At 33.7% G+C, this 18,175-nt stretch carries 20 protein-coding genes; 14 read left to right on the top strand and 6 right to left on the bottom strand.

Translation table 11 applies throughout. From position 1 onward, the window contains the following. Both BLS90_RS12670 and BLS90_RS12665 read right to left on the bottom strand, forming a co-directional pair. Window positions 1-295: transposase (locus BLS90_RS12670; protein ID WP_139171423.1), on the bottom strand; the 295-nt coding region annotated here is incomplete at its 3' end. A 106-nt stretch (window positions 296-401) separates the two neighbouring features. Next, window positions 402-2,672: a M1 family metallopeptidase gene (locus BLS90_RS12665; RefSeq protein WP_091258255.1), complete on the bottom strand. Its 2,271-nt coding sequence runs from the start codon at window positions 2,670-2,672 to the stop codon at window positions 402-404. A 169-nt stretch (window positions 2,673-2,841) separates the two neighbouring features. Here BLS90_RS12665 and BLS90_RS12660 point away from each other — a divergent pair, with 169 nt between their 5' ends. The 3 genes from BLS90_RS12660 to BLS90_RS12650 all read left to right on the top strand — a co-directional run bounded on the left by BLS90_RS12660 (window position 2,842) and on the right by BLS90_RS12650 (window position 4,942). Beyond that, window positions 2,842-3,693, top strand: coding sequence for an aldose 1-epimerase family protein (locus BLS90_RS12660; protein ID WP_091258252.1), 852 nt, complete (start codon window positions 2,842-2,844; stop codon window positions 3,691-3,693). A gap of 14 nt (window positions 3,694-3,707) precedes the next feature. After that, window positions 3,708-4,268 (top strand): GNAT family N-acetyltransferase, encoded by a 561-nt coding sequence (locus BLS90_RS12655; RefSeq protein ID WP_091258250.1) that lies wholly within the window; start codon window positions 3,708-3,710, stop codon window positions 4,266-4,268. A 122-nt stretch (window positions 4,269-4,390) separates the two neighbouring features. Continuing rightward, window positions 4,391-4,942, top strand: a complete 552-nt coding sequence (locus tag BLS90_RS12650; protein ID WP_091258248.1) for a DUF3575 domain-containing protein — start codon at window positions 4,391-4,393, stop codon at window positions 4,940-4,942. Here the strand turns inward: BLS90_RS12650 and BLS90_RS12645 are convergent. Next, the gene (locus tag BLS90_RS12645; protein ID WP_091258246.1) at window positions 4,939-5,175 is read right to left on the bottom strand and encodes a VF530 family protein; all 237 of its coding nucleotides are present in this window, start codon (window positions 5,173-5,175) and stop codon (window positions 4,939-4,941) included. The genes BLS90_RS12650 and BLS90_RS12645 overlap by 4 nt on opposite strands. 49 nt (window positions 5,176-5,224) lie before the next feature. Here BLS90_RS12645 and BLS90_RS12640 point away from each other — a divergent pair, with 49 nt between their 5' ends. Next, window positions 5,225-5,710: a phosphoglycerate mutase family protein gene (locus BLS90_RS12640; protein ID WP_091258244.1), complete on the top strand. Its 486-nt coding sequence runs from the start codon at window positions 5,225-5,227 to the stop codon at window positions 5,708-5,710. 77 nt (window positions 5,711-5,787) lie between these two features. Here the strand turns inward: BLS90_RS12640 and BLS90_RS12635 are convergent, their stop codons facing one another. Continuing rightward, window positions 5,788-6,321, bottom strand: coding sequence for an OmpW/AlkL family protein (locus BLS90_RS12635; protein WP_245705106.1), 534 nt, complete (start codon window positions 6,319-6,321; stop codon window positions 5,788-5,790). Window positions 6,322-6,615: 294 nt separating this feature from the next. On the opposite strand from BLS90_RS12635, the gene smpB reads away from it, so the two are divergent. Both smpB and BLS90_RS12625 read left to right on the top strand, forming a co-directional pair. Then, window positions 6,616-7,068, top strand: coding sequence for an SsrA-binding protein SmpB (smpB, locus tag BLS90_RS12630; RefSeq protein WP_066076948.1), 453 nt, complete (start codon window positions 6,616-6,618; stop codon window positions 7,066-7,068). 79 nt (window positions 7,069-7,147) lie between these two features. Continuing rightward, window positions 7,148-8,197 (top strand): Fic family protein, encoded by a 1,050-nt coding sequence (locus tag BLS90_RS12625; protein WP_091258239.1) that lies wholly within the window; start codon window positions 7,148-7,150, stop codon window positions 8,195-8,197. 51 nt (window positions 8,198-8,248) lie between these two features. Here BLS90_RS12625 and BLS90_RS12620 read toward each other — a convergent pair whose 3' ends face one another. Continuing rightward, on the bottom strand, window positions 8,249-8,890 hold the full coding sequence (locus tag BLS90_RS12620; protein WP_091258268.1) for a protein-L-isoaspartate(D-aspartate) O-methyltransferase: 642 nt from the start codon (window positions 8,888-8,890) through the stop codon (window positions 8,249-8,251). 155 nt (window positions 8,891-9,045) lie between these two features. On the opposite strand from BLS90_RS12620, the gene BLS90_RS12615 reads away from it, so the two are divergent. The 8 genes from BLS90_RS12615 to BLS90_RS12580 all read left to right on the top strand — a co-directional run bounded on the left by BLS90_RS12615 (window position 9,046) and on the right by BLS90_RS12580 (window position 17,268). Continuing rightward, window positions 9,046-10,011, top strand: coding sequence for a Gfo/Idh/MocA family protein (locus BLS90_RS12615; protein WP_091258238.1), 966 nt, complete (start codon window positions 9,046-9,048; stop codon window positions 10,009-10,011). A gap of 78 nt (window positions 10,012-10,089) precedes the next feature. Further along, window positions 10,090-10,977 carry a 3-hydroxyacyl-CoA dehydrogenase family protein gene (locus BLS90_RS12610; RefSeq protein WP_091258267.1) on the top strand — a complete coding sequence of 296 codons (888 nt, stop codon included), beginning with the start codon at window positions 10,090-10,092 and terminating at the stop codon, window positions 10,975-10,977. A 184-nt stretch (window positions 10,978-11,161) separates the two neighbouring features. Next, window positions 11,162-12,382, top strand: a complete 1,221-nt coding sequence (locus BLS90_RS12605) for a DUF1015 domain-containing protein (protein ID WP_091258236.1) — start codon at window positions 11,162-11,164, stop codon at window positions 12,380-12,382. Window positions 12,383-12,419: 37 nt separating this feature from the next. Next, on the top strand, window positions 12,420-13,073 hold the full coding sequence (locus BLS90_RS12600; RefSeq protein WP_091258234.1) for a YggS family pyridoxal phosphate-dependent enzyme: 654 nt from the start codon (window positions 12,420-12,422) through the stop codon (window positions 13,071-13,073). Window positions 13,074-13,181: 108 nt separating this feature from the next. Then, window positions 13,182-14,543 carry an exonuclease domain-containing protein gene (locus BLS90_RS12595; RefSeq protein WP_091258232.1) on the top strand — a complete coding sequence of 454 codons (1,362 nt, stop codon included), beginning with the start codon at window positions 13,182-13,184 and terminating at the stop codon, window positions 14,541-14,543. Window positions 14,544-14,567: 24 nt separating this feature from the next. Further along, window positions 14,568-15,398 carry an ion transporter gene (locus tag BLS90_RS12590; RefSeq protein WP_091258230.1) on the top strand — a complete coding sequence of 277 codons (831 nt, stop codon included), beginning with the start codon at window positions 14,568-14,570 and terminating at the stop codon, window positions 15,396-15,398. Between the two features lie 160 nt (window positions 15,399-15,558). Continuing rightward, entirely contained in the window at window positions 15,559-16,476 is a 918-nt protein-coding gene (miaA, locus tag BLS90_RS12585) for a tRNA (adenosine(37)-N6)-dimethylallyltransferase MiaA (RefSeq protein ID WP_091258228.1), read from the top strand. Window positions 16,477-16,527: 51 nt separating this feature from the next. Further along, window positions 16,528-17,268, top strand: coding sequence for an acyl-[acyl-carrier-protein] thioesterase (locus BLS90_RS12580; protein ID WP_091258226.1), 741 nt, complete (start codon window positions 16,528-16,530; stop codon window positions 17,266-17,268). 188 nt (window positions 17,269-17,456) lie between these two features. On the opposite strand, the gene BLS90_RS12575 is transcribed toward BLS90_RS12580, so the two are convergent. After that, window positions 17,457-18,173 carry a response regulator transcription factor gene (locus BLS90_RS12575; protein WP_073352998.1) on the bottom strand — a complete coding sequence of 239 codons (717 nt, stop codon included), beginning with the start codon at window positions 18,171-18,173 and terminating at the stop codon, window positions 17,457-17,459. Between the last annotated feature and the right edge of the window lie 2 nt (window positions 18,174-18,175).

Here is an 18,175-nt window from a genome sequence, read left to right as displayed (position 1 = left end):
GTCGTTCCAAAAAAGACTTCTGTTTCTCTAGAAGTTTTACTTTGGCTTCAAGTTCCATTATCTTTTGTTCTGGCGACTTTGACATAGTAAATGGTGTTTGGTTTTCCCAATCAAAGTTACCGAATTTTCTAAGCCATTTAACAACAGTTGATCTATTTTGAATGCCATAAGTCTTTGTGGATTCTGTAACTGTAAGTTGTCCTCGTTCAATTTCTTGAACAATTTGTAATTTAAAAGACATTGAATAATCTTTTTGAGTCCGCTTCACATAGCGTGTTTCTTCATGTTTTTCCATTAGGATACTTTTTGTGTATCGCTATTTCAGGACGGGACAAGAACATAAAAAAAGACTTGTAGAATTAAATCTGCAAGTCTTTTTTTTTGGATTTTATGTCAAAATACTATTTGTCTTTGGTAAACGGTATTTTTTGTCCATCAGGTGTCAACATTTCAAATCCATTTAAGCTATCATTAAATTCAAATTTAAGTCCCGCTTGTTTAGATTCTAATGTGTTTTTCCCAATTGGTTCCACTGAAAAACTTGGATAATTGGTAATCAGAACATTTAACGCACCATTTTTTTCTGTAAAAGTAATTTTTAGAGGAGCCATCTTAGTGGAGTAAACTCCTAAGTAACCATCCAAAATTAAATCTTTTTCAATCAAACCGTTGCTTGCTGTCCAAGTATTGTTTGCTGAATTGCTATCCGGTAAAACATGATCTGGATCTAGTGTGATGCTTTCAATTTCTTCTGTCGAATTGTGTTTAAAAGACCAAGCTTTGTTTTTTTGCCACACCTCCACGGGCAAAGTCACGCGAGATACTTTTCCACTTTTTGTTTTTATGTCTAAACTTACTGGCATTGCCATTTTTTCGAAGTTTTCAATCGAAATTACAACACCTAATTTCGGATCGTTTTTTACATATTTAATTGAATTTATTCCTTGATCTAAACGCCAGTTGTATTGGAACCAACCTCTCCAAAACCAACTCAAATCTTCACCAGCAACATTTTCAATTGTTCTAAAGAAGTCATCTGGTTGCGGATGTTTGTATGCCCAACGCTCTATGTAGGTTCTCAAAGCCAAGTCGAAACGCTCTTTACCAAGAACCTGTTCTCGTAAAATCACTAATCCAGAACTTGGTTTTGAATACGCCAAAAGACCAATATTAGTCTCTTTCATATTATCGGGAGAACTCATAATCGTTTCTAGATTTGGGCTAGTATATACTTCCGCTCTTTGATGCATATCCGCTTTTTCCTCTTTATATTCACCGTTATTAAAATCAACCGAACTCAATGAATTTATAAAAGTATTAAAGCCTTCGTCCATCCAAGCAAACAATCTTTCATTGGAACCTACAATCATAGGAAACCAAATGTGGCCAAACTCATGATCCGTAACACCCCATAAATCAGCTCCTTTAGACTCCCAACTACAAAAAACAATACCAGGATATTCCATTCCGCCTTCATTACCCGCAACATTTGTAGCTGCTGGATAGGGATATTCAAACCATCTTTTAGAATAGTTTTCAATCGATGCTTTTGTATATTCAGTGGAACGTCCCCACGCGTCATTTCCAGCACTTTCAACTGGATAAACAGAAATAGCTAAAGATTTTTTTCCGCTTGGTAAATTGATTTTTGCAGCATCTAAAATAAATGAAGCAGAAGAAGACCAAGAAAAATCACGTGAATTTTTTATTTTATAATTCCACGTTTTAGTAGTTGTAGCAGCTGTTTTAGATGAAATTGCAACTTCTTCAGCGGTACGTATAAAAACTGTTTTATCACTTTGTTTGGCTTGAGCTAATCTACTTTGTTCTACAGTAGAATATACAGCCGCAGGATTTAATAATTCTCCAGAAGCAACCACAATATGATGGGATGGCGCAGTAATACTCACGTCAAAATCACCGTATTCCAAGTAAAACTCTGAAGCTCCCAGATACGGATTTGTATTCCAGCCTCTTACATCATCATAAACACACATGCGAGGATACCATTGTGCCATAGTAAATATTTTTCCGTTTTTAGTTTCTAAAACTCCCATCCGGTCAGAACCTTCAAAAGGCGCTATGAATGAAAAGTCGATTTTAATTTTAACGGAACCGCCTTTAGCATTTAATCCTTGTGGAAGAAAAACCTGCATTCTGGTATCCGTGATTGCGTACTTGGCCTCTGTTTCGGTTGCTTTTCCCTTCAAAGTACTAATAACTTTTACCGATTTTATTTTATGTCCACCTTCAAAAATTTGGCCTTGAGCCCCATTTCTACTTCCATTCAAAGGAACTATCGCACTTCCACGGGAATCTTCTTTAAATAAATTTTGGTCTAAGTTCATCCAAACAAAAGCCATTTTATCAGGACTGTTATTCGTATACGTAATGATTCCCGTTCCGGTAATCTCATTGTTTTTTTCATCCAACTTGGCAGTTAATTTATAATCAGCACTATTTTGCCAATATTCAGCACCGGGCTGACCACTTGCAGAACGTGTACTTGTTCCATTTTTGGAGTAAAAAAAGGGTGCAAAAGCATCATGATAATCGTACTTAGAATTAGCAGTACCAGATGAATTTCCAGGAGTTTGTTGTGCCGATAAAGAGCTAACTCCCAATAAGAATAAAGTTAAGTGGAGTATGACTCCGAAGCGAATATTTTTCATTTTCTTATGATTTATATCACAAATTAATGAAAAAAAAGAGAATTTTAAACTATTAAACTAAATTCATTCTGCTTTGAGATGTAAAATCATGGATTAAGCAGATCAGAATTAAAAATTATAAAATATATTTACAGCATAAATGATTTTTAAATTAAACTGAAACCTAATTTTGACAACTACAATTAAAAACGCAACTCTTTCTGCTACAATTAAACACTTTGGTGCTGAATTAATTTCGTTAAAAACGAATCAGAATAAAGAATATATTTGGGAAGGAAATGCTGAATTTTGGGGTAAGCATGCTCCTATTTTATTTCCTATTGTAGGAACTTTGAAAAATAATTCTTTTCAATACCAAGGAACAAACTACTCCTTATCTCGACACGGATTTGCAAGAGATATGGGATTCCAATTAATCCATTCGACCAAGAACAGTGCTACTTTCACTCTACAATCTTCTGCTGACACCTTAAAAGTATATCCTTTTGAATTTGAATTGCAAATTAGTTACACTTTAGAAGAAAACAACTTAGCTATTGCATACCAGGTGCGTAACAAAGGAAAATCTAAAATGCCATTTGCTATTGGAGCACATCCAGCTTTTGCCTTACCGCATGAATTTGAAAATTATGCGATTGCTTTCGAAAAAGAAGAAGATTTGGAGTATCATATTTTAGAAAATGACTTGGTTTCAAATAAAACAGAGAGACTAAAAGTTGATGATAAAAAAATTCCACTAACTTATGATTTATTTAAAAATGACGCTTTGATTTTCAAAACACTTCATTCCAAATCATTGACTATTTTAGAAAATGAAAATCCAGTATTGAAAGTACATTTTGAAGGTTTTCCGAGTTTAGGAATTTGGACTAAGAGGAATGCACCTTTCATTTGTATTGAACCCTGGTTTGGCTATTCTGACACTACCGAAAGTAGCGGAGATTTGTTCGAAAAAGAAGGCATTCAAATTTTAGAATCAAACGGAGAATTCCAATCAAAATATAGCATTGAATTACTTTAATTAAAAAAATTAACATGTTAACAATCTCTTTTACCCCATTTCCAAATTTAGAAACCGAACGTTTACTTTTAAGAAGAGTGGTTCCTGCTGATGTAAAGGAAATTTTTGCATTGCGATCTAATCCGGAAACGATGAAATACATTCCAAGACCTTTATTAAAAACCGATGAAGATGCCTTAGAACATGTTGCTATGATTGACAGTAAAATAGACACTAATGAGGGAATCAATTGGGCGATTACGTTGAAAGACAATCCAAGATTGATTGGAATAATTGGTCACTATAGAATAAAACCTGAGCATTTTCGCGCCGAAATTGGTTACATGCTGCTTCCCGATTATCATGGAAAAGGAATCATTTCTGAAGCCGCAAAAGAAGCGTTACGTTATGGTTTTCAAGTGATGAAATTGCATTCCATCGAAGCGGTTATTGACCCTGAAAATAAAGCTTCAGCAAAGGTTTTAGAGAAAAATGGGTTTGTTAAAGAAGCTCATTTTAAAGAAAATGAATATTATGATGGCCGTTTTTGGGATAGTGTGGTTTATTCTCTGTTAAATACGCAGCATTCGAATTAGAGCGTATTGGTAAGGATACCTAATAAATTAATTGCAACAAAAATAAACTATCCAATTAAGATTTATCTTTGCTTCGCTTAGTCCCCTGCGCAATTAGTTCAAATAGATATAAAATTCTCTTCATGAAAAAATTATTCATAGTCTCTTTTCTATTTTTCTCTGTATTATCACAAAGCCAAACTTACGTAAAAGTAAATGCTGTAACAACTTTATTGACGGTTCCAAATGTTGGTATTGAAACTAGTATTGGAAAAAAATCGACTTTTCAATTTGACATTACAGCCTCTTTTTGGAAATCAATAAATGGCAATCCAGCACAATTTTATATTTTTATACCTGAATACCGCTACCATTTCAGAGAAAAATATAATGGTTTTTATGTTGGAGCACATGTTGGAGGCACCTTGTACAATTTTCAGAAATGGAATTATTTCAACACTGACAACTATGAAAAAGGAGTTGGATACATGGTTGGTGCTACTGTAGGATATCAAAAAAAGATTAAAGACCGCTTTCTACTTGATTTTTTTATCGGCGGTGGAAATCATCAGGGATTTTACAAAGGGTACCTAATTAGTACTGGAGAGCGTTATGACGGAGCAAAAAATTACAATAAAAGTGGTGAATGGTTGCCTTACCGCGGTGGCGTTATGATTTCATATCAATTAGACTAGGCTTTATTTTCAAATTTAGGCAAGGATTGAACGTATAAGTCTTCCACTTGTTTTCTAGCCCAATCCGTTTTTCGTAAAAAAGTTAAACTGGATTTTACACTGGGATTGTCCGTGAAACACTTTACTTTTATGAGCTCTCCTAAGGTATCAAATCCATAGTGATCTACTAATTGTTCTACTATTTTTTGAAGTGTAATTCCGTGAAGCGGATCTTTTGATTTTAAGTTTTCCATTTTGCAAATATATAAAAACAGCAATTACTTATTTTTTAAATTTATTCTAATGAAAAAATTTCTCTTACTTTTTACATTTTTTTTTATAAATATCAGTTTTGGACAAAAAACAATAACGACCTACTACTTTGTGCGCCATGCTGAAAAAGTAGAAAGTTCTAAAAATCCAGATTTATCATCAAAAGGTATCGAAAGAGCCGATCATTGGAACAAAATATTCGCAGAAGTAGATTTTGATTTAGTATACACTACTGATTTTAGAAGAACAGTTCAAACGGCAAGTCCAACTGCTGCTGCTAAAAAGAGTACCGTTAAAATTTATGATCCTCAAAACATAGCAATTGAATCCTTCAAAAAGGAAACGTTAGGAAAAAAAGTTTTGATTGTCGGCCACAGTAATACCATACCAAATTTTGTAAATCAAATTATTAATCGAAAAACATATGAAGACATTGGCGATTCAACTTTTGGGAATCTTTATATTGTGACACTAATAGGAGATGATATAAGTCACCAATTATTGAAATTAGAATAAGCTGAGTCAAAGCATAAAATAAAACTATAAAAAAGTCACTATCAAATAATAGTGACTTTTTTTGCTTTACTAAAATTTTAGAACTTCATTCCAATACCCATTCCCATGATTAGTGGATTAATTGTTACAGCAGCAGGCATCGCTAGTCCAGTTGCTAAATTAGAAGCATCAACAGTAACAACTATTTTTAAAAATAATTTTTTAACATCAGCATTAATAAAAAAGGTTTCGTTTAGCATCAAATCAAAACCTAATTGGAAAGCATAGCCGAAATTGTTTTGATAGCTTACTTTTTTAACTGTATTTCCATCTTCTACATTATAGAAAATAGTGTAATTGACCCCAGCTCCCACATAAGGTTTAAATACCTTTTCAGCTAAGGGATTAAAGTGATACTGTGCCGTTAATGTTGGCGGCAATAACCAAACACTTTCTAAATCTATATTGGCATTATTGGGTCCACCAATGGCTGAAATATCAGAGCCAACGGTATGAACCTCATGCTTAGTAGTTGCTAAAATTAACTCCGTCGCAAAATGTTTAGTAAAAAAATAAGTAAAGTCTAATTCTGGAACAAATGTATCTGAAAGTGAAACATAACCTCCAACAATACCAATTTTGGCACTCTCGTATGGGATAACAGCAATTCCTCTGATGCGAGCCTGCCACTTTTTGAAATCAGGAGTTTTTTTTCTTCTTTTGTTTGTGCATTTAATGTCAAAAAGGACACTGCCATAAAGGCTAAGATAATTTATTTTATTTTAACTTTGGTTTAAATTGTTGAACAAATTTATGCTGTAGAATTTCGTTTTTTACTGATATAAGTCATAGTTTGAAGAATATTTATACTTATTTTACCAAGTAATACTGTATAAACTTTCAATTTTATTATACCTTTGCATACTATGCTAAAAACAATAAATATATTCAATAAAAGAGCGAAATTCGACTATGAAATAATCGAAACGTTCACTGCAGGAATCGTTTTGGCTGGCACCGAAATCAAATCCATTCGATTAGGTAAAGCGAACATCACAGAAAGTTTTTGCGAATTTAGCAATAATGAACTTTTTGCAATCAATACGTATATTGAAGAATATACTTTTGGGAATCAATTCAACCACAAAGCTAGAAGCGAGCGTAAATTACTTTTAAATAAAAAAGAATTAAAAGGTTTATTGAAAAGCGTTCAAGCCAAAGGATTAACAATAGTCCCTTTGAAATTGTTTACCAATGAAAAAGGAATGGCTAAACTACAAATTGGCCTATGCAAAGGAAAGAAAACCTATGACAAACGGGAATCTCTTAAAGAACAAGACACCAAACGCGACCTTGACAGAATAAAAAAATCGTTTTAAATTAAAATAAAATTGATAAAAATATTTTTAACTTTGAAAAATGACTAAATTTGTCAAGACAATTTAAAACATTTTTAAAATAAAAACTCTACTCAAAAATGCAAGAGAACAAAAAGGACTCAAAACTAGAGAAGTGGCACAACTTTTAGGAATTGATCAGGCCTTGGTGAGTAAATTTGAAAGTGGTACTCGCAAACCCACCAGAGAGCAAGTGGTAAAACTTGCTGCTTTACTAGAAATAGACTTAGAAACCATTATGGTCTCCTGGCTTAAAGAAAAAATTATTTACGAAATTGGGCAGGATGAGTTTGCTTTAAAAGCATTATTGGTTGCGGAGCAAGAAATTAGATTTCAAAGTAAATCCTCAAAGAAAAAAATATCTAGTACACTTCAAAAAATTTTAAATGAAATAGACATTCTCAAGATAAAACTGGATGGGTTTCGTCAGTTTGATAGTTACCGCATTGCACAAGCTTTAGAGCTAGAATATACTTTTGAAAGCAACCGTATCGAAGGAAATACCATGACGTTACGTGAAACTGATTTGGTTATCAATGAAGGTCTAACTATTTCCGGAAAAAGTATGCGGGAACATCTTGAAGTAATAAATCATCAAGAAGCAATTGCCTACATTAAAGATTTAATCCAAAGAAATAGTTCCATAAATGAACGAGAAGTATTGTCTATTCATAATCTTATTTTAAGAGGAATTCAACCTGAAGATGCGGGTCGTTATAGAAAAGTTCAAGTGATGATTCAAGGAATCAGCCACATGCCTCCGCAACCTTTTTTAGTCGCTAAGGAAATGGAAGATTATTTTATTTGGTACGAAACCAATAAATCAAGTCTTCATCCAATTGTTTTGGCTGCTGAAATGCACGAGCGCTTGGTTACTATCCATCCATTTATTGATGGAAACGGTAGAACTTCACGCTTGGTAATGAACTTAATTTTATTACAAAATGGCTACATTATTGCAAATATAAAAGGGGATTATGAAAGTAGAATGCAATATTATCAAACACTTGAAATAGCCCAAACTAAAAACAACAAAGAGGATTTTTTGTTGTTCATTGCACAAATAGAGAAAGAAAGCTTAGAACGGTATCTGTTTATCATTGGTCAATAAAGATTCATCTTCAGCTCCTTATTTTACGTATTAAGGGTTGGAGAGGATTTTTTAGTTTTTATCTTCTAATAGTGGGACAAAGCGAAACTCCCCAAATTCATGTTTTTCAAATTGAGTTTCGTTTTTCCTGATTAACAAAGTCATAATTTGTACCTCTTCGCCTAGCGGAATAACAAGTCTCCCTCCTATTTTTAATTGAGACATCAATGGTTGAGGAATAAACGGAGCACCCGCAGTTACAATTATACTGTCAAAGGGCGCATAGCTTGGCAATCCCTTGTATCCATCTCCAAAAGAGAGGTGTTTGGGTCGGATATTCAGTTTTGGAAATAATAAAGAGGTGGATTTAAACAATTCATTTTGTCTTTCCACACTAAATACTTTTGCACCCATCATACAAAGTACCGCCGTTTGATAACCAGAACCCGTTCCAATTTCTAATACTTTATGTTCCTTTTGTATTTCTAATAATTGCGATTGAAAAGCTACAGTATAAGGTTGAGAAATCGTTTGCCCTGCGCCAATAGGAAAGGCCTTGTCTTGATAGGCATAATCTTCAAAACTGGAATTCAGAAACAAGTGACGTGGGATTTTTTTTATCGCAGCCAAAACATTTTTATCAGTAATCCCTTTTTGTTCTAAAACGCTTACTAATTGATTCCGAAGTCCTTGATGTTTGGCTGTATCTTTCAAAATTTGATATTTAATTTTGACAAAAATAGAGGGAAAAATACCAAAAACCAAATCCCACATTTTAAATCGATTTATTATTTTTCTCACTGGAATTTGGGATTTTAAAAATTGAATTTTAACCATTTTATTGCTATTTTTGTATAAATTAAATCATTATGCTGAAAATTGGAGTATTAGGTGCTGGTCATCTAGGAAAAATACATTTGCGTTTATTACAACAATCTGAAAAGTATGAATTAGTAGGTTTTTACGATCCAAACCAAGAAAATGCTGAAAAGGTTTCTAAAGAATTTGGTTACAAAAATTTTAGTACAATCGCCACACTTATTCATGCAGTGGATGTAATTGATATTGTTACGCCTACCCTTTCCCATTATAAATGTGCCAAAGTTGCCATCAAATCTGGCAAACATGTTTTCATAGAAAAACCAATTTCAAATACCATTGAAGAGGCCGAAGAAATTATAGCTTTGGCAAACGAATATAAGGTCAAAGGCCAAGTTGGTCATGTAGAGCGTTTTAATCCAGCATTCATCGCGACCAAAAACATGATTGAAAACCCTATGTTTATTGAAGCCCATCGTCTTGCTGAATTCAATCCCCGTGGAACAGATGTTCCCGTAGTTTTGGATTTGATGATTCATGATATTGATGCAATTTTAAGTGTAGTCCAATCAAAAGTTAAAAATATTAGTGCTAGCGGTGTTTCTGTCATTAGTGACACTCCTGATATTGCTAATGCACGAATCGAATTCGAAAATGGTTGTGTGGCTAATTTAACAGCAAGCCGAATTTCGATGAAAAACATGCGTAAATCACGATTTTTCCAGAAAGATGCCTACATCTCTGTAGATTTCTTGGAAAAGAAATGCGAAGTAGTCAAAATGAAAGATGCTCCCGAGGTTCCTGGGGATTTTGATATGATTTTACAAAATGCAGAAGGTATTAAAAAACAGATCTATTTCTCTAATCCTGATGTAGAACAAAATAATGCGATTTTGGACGAATTGGAGTCTTTTGCAGATGCAATAAACACCAATACAACGCCTATAGTTACCTTAGAACAAGCCACAGAAGCACTTCGAGTAGCATATCAAATAATCGCTTGTTTTAAGAAATAGGGAAATAATTCAGCTTTCAATTTTCAAGCTATTGGGTAATCCAACTTGAAAAATCAAACCTTAAACAAAAATAACAGAATGAAAACAATAGCAGTAATCGGAGCAGGAACAATGGGTAATGGAATTGCTCATACATTTGCTCAAAGCGGTTTTACCGTGAAATTAATCGACGTTTCCGAAAAATCACTCGATAAAGGAATGGCAACTATTGCAACCAATTTAGACCGAATGGTTTCAAAAGGAACCATAACTGAAGAAGACAAAGCAAAAACCATTACCAATATAATCACGTATACTGATATTAAAGACGGCGTTGTTGGCGTTGATTTAGTTATTGAAGCAGCTACTGAAAATGTAGAATTAAAACTCAACATATTCAAACAGTTAAATGAAGCGTGTTCGCACAGTACAATTTTAGCAACTAATACCTCTTCTATTTCTATTACTCAAATTGGAGCGGTTGTGGCACATCCAGAACGTGTTATTGGGATGCATTTTATGAATCCAGTACCAATTATGAAGCTTGTCGAAATCATTCGTGGCTACACCACATCAGAAGAAGTGACCAAAATCATTATGGAGTTGTCTCAAAAATTAGGAAAAACTCCCGTTGAAGTAAATGATTACCCTGGATTTGTAGCCAATAGAATTTTGATGCCTATGATCAACGAAGCAATCGAAACATTATACAACAAAGTAGCAGGTGTTTATGAAATTGACACTGTGATGAAATTAGGGATGGGACACCCAATGGGGCCTTTACAATTAGCTGATTTTATTGGACTTGACGTGTGTTTGGCCATTTTAAATGTAATGTATGATGGTTTCAAAAACCCAAAATATGCGCCTTGTCCGCTTTTAGTTAACATGGTTCGGGCAGGAAAAATAGGCGTGAAATCCAGTGAAGGTTTCTATGATTATTCTGAAACTAAAAAAGCGGAGAAGATTGCTAAACAATTTGTTTAATTTTTTCTGAAGCAAATCACTTGTTTCCATAACCATTTTTGTCCCGCTTTCCGTTGCAATCTTTTTGTTCTTAAAGAAAGAACAAAAAAGGATTTCCACTTTAATCGAGGCTAATGATCAATTTTTGAATTCCATACTAGTTGGTTTCAAAAAAGCAAATCCTTAAACATTAAACTAAAATAGTTTGGCTGAAATAATTCCTTTCAAAGCAGTTCGTCCCACTCGCGATAAAGTTTGTCTTGTTACCTGTCGCTCTTACGAAGAATATGTAAATGCTGAATTAGCGGCGCAATTGGACTTCAATCCATTGTCTTTTTTACATATTCTCACACCTGCTTATACGAATCAGGAAACCGTTTCTTTTGAAAAAAGATACCGTCAAGTTCATCAAAAATATGAGGATTTCAAAAATGAGATTATTTTAGTAAAAGACAAAAAACCAGCAATATACATTCATAAAATCGTAACTAAGACCCAATCTTTTACCGGAATTATCGTTGGTACGAGTGTAGCTGATTATTGCAATAATATCATTAAAAAACACGAGGATATTATCGCATTTAGGGTCCGATTGCTCAAAGATTACATGAAATATTCAGAGTTTAATACGGAACCAGTTTTGATGACATATCCTGATAATAAAACCATTGAAAACTGGATATTTAACTGTACCCAAAAGTTAGCCGATTTTGAATTTTCGACTACAAAAAAAGAGATTCACTATCTGTGGAAAATTGAAGATGCCTTAGAAATAAATTGGCTTCAGAATATTTTTGAAAAAACGCAAAGCCTTTACATCGCAGACGGTCATCATCGAACTGAAGCGCTTAAATTATTATCCGAAGAAAATGACAACCTAGAAAACACAGCTAAAAATCACATCCTTAGTTACTTAATTTCTGAAAACAACATTAAAATATACGAATTCAATCGTTTGGTAAAGGATTTGAACGGATTTACTAAAGAAGCCTTTTTACAAGAATTACAAAAGGATTTTATTATAGAAAATAAATTCCAACAAGCATTTCAACCTTCCCGAAAACATGAATTCGGAATGTATTTAGACCATTCTTTTTATAGTCTAAATTTACGAAATGAAAATGAAATTTTCGAGACTGTTTTGGATAGTTTAGATACACAAATTTTGTACAAAAAAGTGTTATTACCCATTTTAGCTATCGAAGATTTACGCAATGATGAACGAATAGAATACCTTTCAGGAAAGCAATCCGTACTAGAACTAAAAAATAAAATTGATCAAGAGGAATTTGAAATCGCTTTTATTCTATTTCCATCAAATATTGGAGAAATAAAAGCATTGGCTGACGCTGATCTCATTATGCCGCCTAAAAGTACTTATATTGAACCTAAATTCAGAAGCGGTTTAGTTGTGTATGAACTGTAGGTTAAATTAAAAGTTTAAAAATTAAAAGATTTAAAAAATGTCAATAGCTGAAAATATACTTTCCATACAATCCACTTTACCAGCGCAAGTAACCTTAGTCGCCGTTTCTAAAACCAAACCAATTGCAGCTCTTATGGAAGCCTATGATGCTGGCCAGCGCATTTTTGGAGAAAATAAAATCCAAGAAATGGCAGAGAAATGCGAAGCAATGCCAAAAGACATTCAATGGCACATGATAGGGCACGTGCAAACCAATAAAGTCAAATTTATGGCTCCATTTGTTAACTTGATTCATGGAGTAGATAGCTTGAAGTTAGTACAGGAAATCAATAAACAAGCCGTAAAAGCAGATAGAGTAATCGATTGCTTATTGCAAATACACATAGCGGAAGAAGAAACTAAATTTGGTCTTGACGAGCAAGAACTTACTTCACTGCTATCATCAAGCGAATTTAAAGAAATGAGGAATATACGTATTGTTGGTTTAATGGGAATGGCAACCTTTACGGATAATAAAAACCAAATAAAAAAAGAATTTACCCATTTGAAATCTATTTTTGATTCATTTGCAGTTCACAACTCACAATTTACAGTTCTTTCCATGGGAATGTCCGGAGATTACCAACTCGCAATCGAGTGTGGAAGCACAATGGTTCGAATAGGAAGTAGTATCTTTGGAGGTAGAAATTGATTTTCAATTTTCGATTTTTAATTGACGATTTTTGACTTGAGCAATAGCGAACTGGCGATGCATTTCAGCTGTTTCGTAATTTGTAACATTAAACATTAAATAAAAAATTTGTACGCAATATTAGACATAGAAACAACTGGAGGACAATTCAACGAAGAGGGAATTACTGAAATCGCTATCTATAAATTTGATGGCCATGAAGTGGTCGATCAATTCATCAGTTTGGTAAATCCTGAAATTCCTATTCAACCGTTTGTTGTTAAACTTACTGGTATCAATAATGCTATGTTGCGCTCAGCTCCTAAGTTTTTTGAAGTTGCCAAACGCATTATCGAAATGACAGCAGATTGCGTAATCGTGGCTCATAATGCCTCCTTTGATTACAGAATCCTACGAACTGAATTTCGCCGTTTAGGTTACGATTTTGAATCCCAAACACTTTGCACAGTCGAATTATCGAAAAAACTATTACCTGAGCAACCTTCCCACAGTCTAGGAAAGCTTGTGCGCGCCCTTGGAATCCCAATGGCAGACCGTCACAGAGCCAGTGGTGATGCTTTAGCAACGGTTAAATTATTTAAAATTCTGCTGGAAAAAGATTTGGAAAAAGAAATCGTAAAAGATTTTATAAAACTGGAAATCCAAAAAGGAATTGCACCAAAATTATTAGATATTGTCTCTAAATTACCAGCTAAAACTGGAGTGTATTACATTCATAATGAAAAAGGAAATCTAATTTACATTGGCAAAAGCCGAAATATAAAAAAACGAATCAACCAGCATTTTACAGGAACATCAACTAAATGCAAAAAAATTCAAGCCGAAGTATTCACCGTAACCTATGATGAAACTGGAAGTGAGCTTGTCGCTTTATTGAAAGAAAGCGAAGAAATAAAAATCAACAAACCCATCTATAATAGAGCTCAACGAAAAAGTATTTTCCAGCTTGCTTTGTATGCTGAAAAAGATGAAAAAGGATACATCAACTTAAAACTACAAAAAGCTGATGGTCGAAAAAAAGAAATTACCTCTTTCACTTCCATTCAAGAAGGAAAAAATGCTTTGTTTAGAATCACGTCTCACTACAATTTATGCCAAAAATTAACGGGATTGTATAGCACTAAAACGAACTGTTTTCAATACAGCATAAAAGAATGTGACGGAGCGTGCTTAGGCGCTATCTCTCCAGAAGAATACAATGCAAGAGTTCAAGCATTTATCGAAAAAAATAGTTTCGAAAATCAAAATATGGTGTTGATTGATAAAGGAAGATCGATTAGCGAAAAATCAGCAGTTTTGATAGAAAATGGCATATATAAAGGTTATGCTTTTTATGACTTGAACTACCAAATACACAATATTGAAATCTTGAGAAACATTATTATTCCAATGCAAAACAACCGTGATACTAAAAGCATTATTCAGGGACATATTAGAAAAAATAAAACGTTAAAGACAATACGATTCTAAACGCATGTTAATCCCTATTTAAGTATGCAAAGAATAAAGTCAAAATTTGACACCTTTAGACAAAAAACAAATATTGTCATTTACGGGACGAATACTGCTTCAGGGCGTTTATTTGATCTGGTACTTTTAGGTGTGATACTAGTAAGTGTAGTAATTGTTATGCTCGAAACCGTTAAAGGTTTCGATACAAAATACCATCAAGAACTCCTTGTTTTAGAGTGGATTATCACCATTTTCTTCACTCTAGAGTACCTTCTTCGCATTATTTCCATAAATAAACCTCTAAAATATATTTTTAGTTTTTATGGAGTTATTGATTTGATTGCAACATTACCCATGTATTTATCGCTATTTTTTGTAGGAACCAGTGTCTTAACTATATTTCGCGCTTTTAGACTTTTGCGGCTATTTAAGATCCTTAAACACCCTCAATTTTCTAGCCAATCCATTCATTTGCGGGAGGCTTTAAATGCTAGCAAAGGTAAAATTCTTATTTTCATCTACTTCATGCTAATTAGTAGCATCATAATAGGATCAATCATGTATGTAGTCGAAGGAAAAGAAGGTGGCTTCACTAGCATACCTATCAGTATTTATTGGACTATAGTAACGCTAACAACGGTTGGTTATGGTGACATTTCACCTATTACACCGCTAGGACAAGCCATTGCCTCCCTAGTTATGATCATGGGATATGGAATAATCGCCGTTCCTACTGGGATCGTTTCTGCTGAATTTGCAAACACTAATCGTAAAAAAGCATTGGCCCAAAGGGTTAATCCCTGTTCAAGTTGTGGAACCGAAGGCCATGAATCTAATGCAAAATACTGCTTCCATTGTGGAACAGAACTATAATTTATTAATTTGAAGCCAATCCAGCTGTGCACTGCAACTCCTCGTTATTCCAGTTGTTTTTCTATAGTTTAAAAGGAGCTTCTTCCAGTCGCTCTTTTACACCAAGAAAAACTAACTTCCATAACTGCGGGGTTTCCGTTCCCATCTGGGCTAAAAAAATATGAAATACCTAATCACCATTATTGGACCTACCGCTATAGGAAAAACCGCCTTAAGCATTGTATTGGCAAATTACTTTAAATGCGACATAATTTCCTGTGACAGCCGACAGTTTTTCAAGGAAATGACTATTGGAACTGCAGTTCCTAGCAAATTAGAATTGGCTGCAGCCAACCATCATTTTATCCAAAATAAATCTATTTTAGAAAATTATACCGTGGGAGATTTCGAGAAAGAAGCTATCATAAAACTAGATGAGCTTTTTTCAACTAACGATTACGCTATTTTAGTAGGTGGATCGGGATTGTATGTTGACGCCATTCTAAAGGGTTTTGATGAATTTCCAGAAATTAACCCTGCGATTCGTTCCGATATAAATGCAAATTATGAAAAACTGGGAATCGGATATTTACAACAAAAACTCGAAGTTTTAGATCCTGAATATTATAAAACACTATCCATCGAAAATCCACAAACCCTACAAAATCCGCAACGAATGATGCGTTTTGTAGAAGTTTGCATCGGTTCTGGAAAACCATATTCTTCTTTTTTAAACCAGAAAAAAAACAGTCGCAACTTCACTCCCATTTTAATAGGTTTAGAAGCCGATAGGAAAATTATTTATAGCCGCATCAATCAGCGTGTGGACATTATGATGAACGAAGGTCTTCTGGCTGAGGCCAAATCCTTATTCCCAAATAAAGAATTGAATGCATTGCAAACTGTGGGTTACAGAGAGTTATTCAGCTATTTTGATAGGGAAATTTCACTGGATTTTGCCATCGAAGAAATAAAGAAAAACACCAGACGCTTCTCAAAACGCCAAATCACTTGGTTTAAAAGAAATGAAAATACCAAATGGTTTGATTTTGAAACTCCTTATGAAAAAATAGTTGAATACATAAATTCTAAAAAATAGTGCCCGTTCATTGCCGCATGAAATTCACAATTAACACGATTTAAATTAGCTATGTCTATATCTCCAAACTTTACCTCTATTCTCAGCAAAGACTGGGAAATTAATTTTACACAATGTGCTCCAAATGGCTTTTTAAAGTATACTGATTTATGCAATATTCTGCAACTAACCGCTGCGGCCCATTCTGAAGTTGGTGGAATCAGTTTTACAGACATGCAGGAATTCGATCAAGCTTGGGTTTTAAGTCGGATGCGTGTTGAAATCTCTAAATTACCAAAATGGGGAGATACAGTTACGGTAAAAACATGGATCAATTCACTGGAAAACTCCCGTTCTGTTCGGGCGTTAGAAATGCACGTTAACGGAGAAAAAATTGTAGGTTCTGAGACTTTTTGGGCTGTTTTCAATACTAAAAAGCGTCGACCTGAAGGTTTAGCTTTACCGTTTGATCATTTTGAACTCTATCCTAATACCAAAGCTACGGTACATGGATTTTCCAAAATTAATTTGGATCATGACAAAGAAATAGTTTTTGAAAAAACAGTATTCTTATCTGATCTAGATATTGTAAATCATGTCAATAATGTCAAATATCTAGAGTGGTGCTTGGATTTGGCAAACGAAAATTTAATCCTTAACCAAAAAATTGAAAGTTTTGAGATGAATTTCTTAAAAGAATTATCTTTGAAGGATAGAGTTCAAATACACGAAACTAATTCCGAGAGTAAAACGGTGTTTAGTATTACCAAGGATGATAAAACAAGTTTTGCATTACAACTGAATTGGAAATAACGCGTATATGTTGCCCTTCTTAGAAAAAATCTTCCGATGTGAAATAAATACCTCTCTCGCTCTAAACCCTAGCCCTGATAGCAATGGAAATCCTTTATTCTCGTTTCTTTAACGAGAATAAAGATTGCAATGGATAGCAGGAAGTAGCTCCAAAAAAAAAGGCTCCAATTTCTTGAAGCCTCTTTACTTTATTCTACTACTTTATTTTTGACAACTAATCTAAATCCCTCTCCGTGGATGTTTAAAATTTCAACATTTTCATCCAATTTCAAGTATTTTCTAAGTTTAGCGATGTACACATCCATACTTCTTGAAGTAAAATAGTTATCATCTCTCCAGATTTTTGTCAAGGCTAATTCTCTTGGCATTAAATCATTTTCATGAAGAATCAGCATTTTTAATAATTCGTTCTCTTTTGGAGATAATTTAATCGGCTCTTCATTATTAAACGTTAAAAAACGAAGTTTAGAATTCAGATGAAATTTACCTATATTGAACTCAAACTGTATTTGTTCTGCTTTAGTATCTGAAGATTTTCTTTGAATTATCGCTTTAATTTTCATCAACAAAACTTCAGAGTCAAAAGGTTTATTTAAGTAATCATCAGCACCCGCTTTATATCCCTTCAGCACATCTTCTTTCATCGATTTGGCTGTCAAGAAAATAATAGGCACTTCATTATTTTTTTCTCTGATTTCCTTTGCTAAAGTATAACCATCTTTATAAGGCATCATGACGTCTAGAATACATAAGTCGAAAGTATCTTTTTTGAATTTTTCAAATCCTTCCATTCCGTTCTTAGCTAGGGTCACGTCAAAATCATTTAACATTAAATAATCTTTTAAAACCGCTCCAAAATTAAGGTCATCTTCAACTAAAAGTATTTTTTTATTTACATTTTCCATAT

Source organism: Flavobacterium omnivorum (genome assembly GCF_900099915.1).
GTDB classification, from domain to species: domain Bacteria; phylum Bacteroidota; class Bacteroidia; order Flavobacteriales; family Flavobacteriaceae; genus Flavobacterium; species Flavobacterium omnivorum.
The sequence above is the reverse complement of the archived record's forward strand: the minus strand, read 5'-3'. Positions and strand labels throughout refer to the sequence as shown.

What these genes read in the sequence shown, in the direction of transcription:
- BLS90_RS12650 (WP_091258248.1), top strand. Translation starts at nt 4,391, where the DNA reads ATGAAAAAATTATTCATAGTCTCTTTTCTATTTTTCTCTGTATTATCA.
- BLS90_RS12600 (WP_091258234.1), top strand. Translation starts at nt 12,420, where the DNA reads ATGTCAATAGCTGAAAATATACTTTCCATACAATCCACTTTACCAGCG.
- smpB (WP_066076948.1), top strand. Translation starts at nt 6,616, where the DNA reads ATGCTAAAAACAATAAATATATTCAATAAAAGAGCGAAATTCGACTAT.
- BLS90_RS12645 (WP_091258246.1), bottom strand. Translation starts at nt 5,175, where the DNA reads ATGGAAAACTTAAAATCAAAAGATCCGCTTCACGGAATTACACTTCAA.
- BLS90_RS12610 (WP_091258267.1), top strand. Translation starts at nt 10,090, where the DNA reads ATGAAAACAATAGCAGTAATCGGAGCAGGAACAATGGGTAATGGAATT.
- BLS90_RS12615 (WP_091258238.1), top strand. Translation starts at nt 9,046, where the DNA reads ATGCTGAAAATTGGAGTATTAGGTGCTGGTCATCTAGGAAAAATACAT.
- BLS90_RS12640 (WP_091258244.1), top strand. Translation starts at nt 5,225, where the DNA reads ATGAAAAAATTTCTCTTACTTTTTACATTTTTTTTTATAAATATCAGT.
- miaA (WP_091258228.1), top strand. Translation starts at nt 15,559, where the DNA reads ATGAAATACCTAATCACCATTATTGGACCTACCGCTATAGGAAAAACC.
- BLS90_RS12580 (WP_091258226.1), top strand. Translation starts at nt 16,528, where the DNA reads ATGTCTATATCTCCAAACTTTACCTCTATTCTCAGCAAAGACTGGGAA.
- BLS90_RS12655 (WP_091258250.1), top strand. Translation starts at nt 3,708, where the DNA reads ATGTTAACAATCTCTTTTACCCCATTTCCAAATTTAGAAACCGAACGT.
- BLS90_RS12575 (WP_073352998.1), bottom strand. Translation starts at nt 18,173, where the DNA reads ATGGAAAATGTAAATAAAAAAATACTTTTAGTTGAAGATGACCTTAAT.
- BLS90_RS12665 (WP_091258255.1), bottom strand. Translation starts at nt 2,672, where the DNA reads ATGAAAAATATTCGCTTCGGAGTCATACTCCACTTAACTTTATTCTTA.
- BLS90_RS12590 (WP_091258230.1), top strand. Translation starts at nt 14,568, where the DNA reads ATGCAAAGAATAAAGTCAAAATTTGACACCTTTAGACAAAAAACAAAT.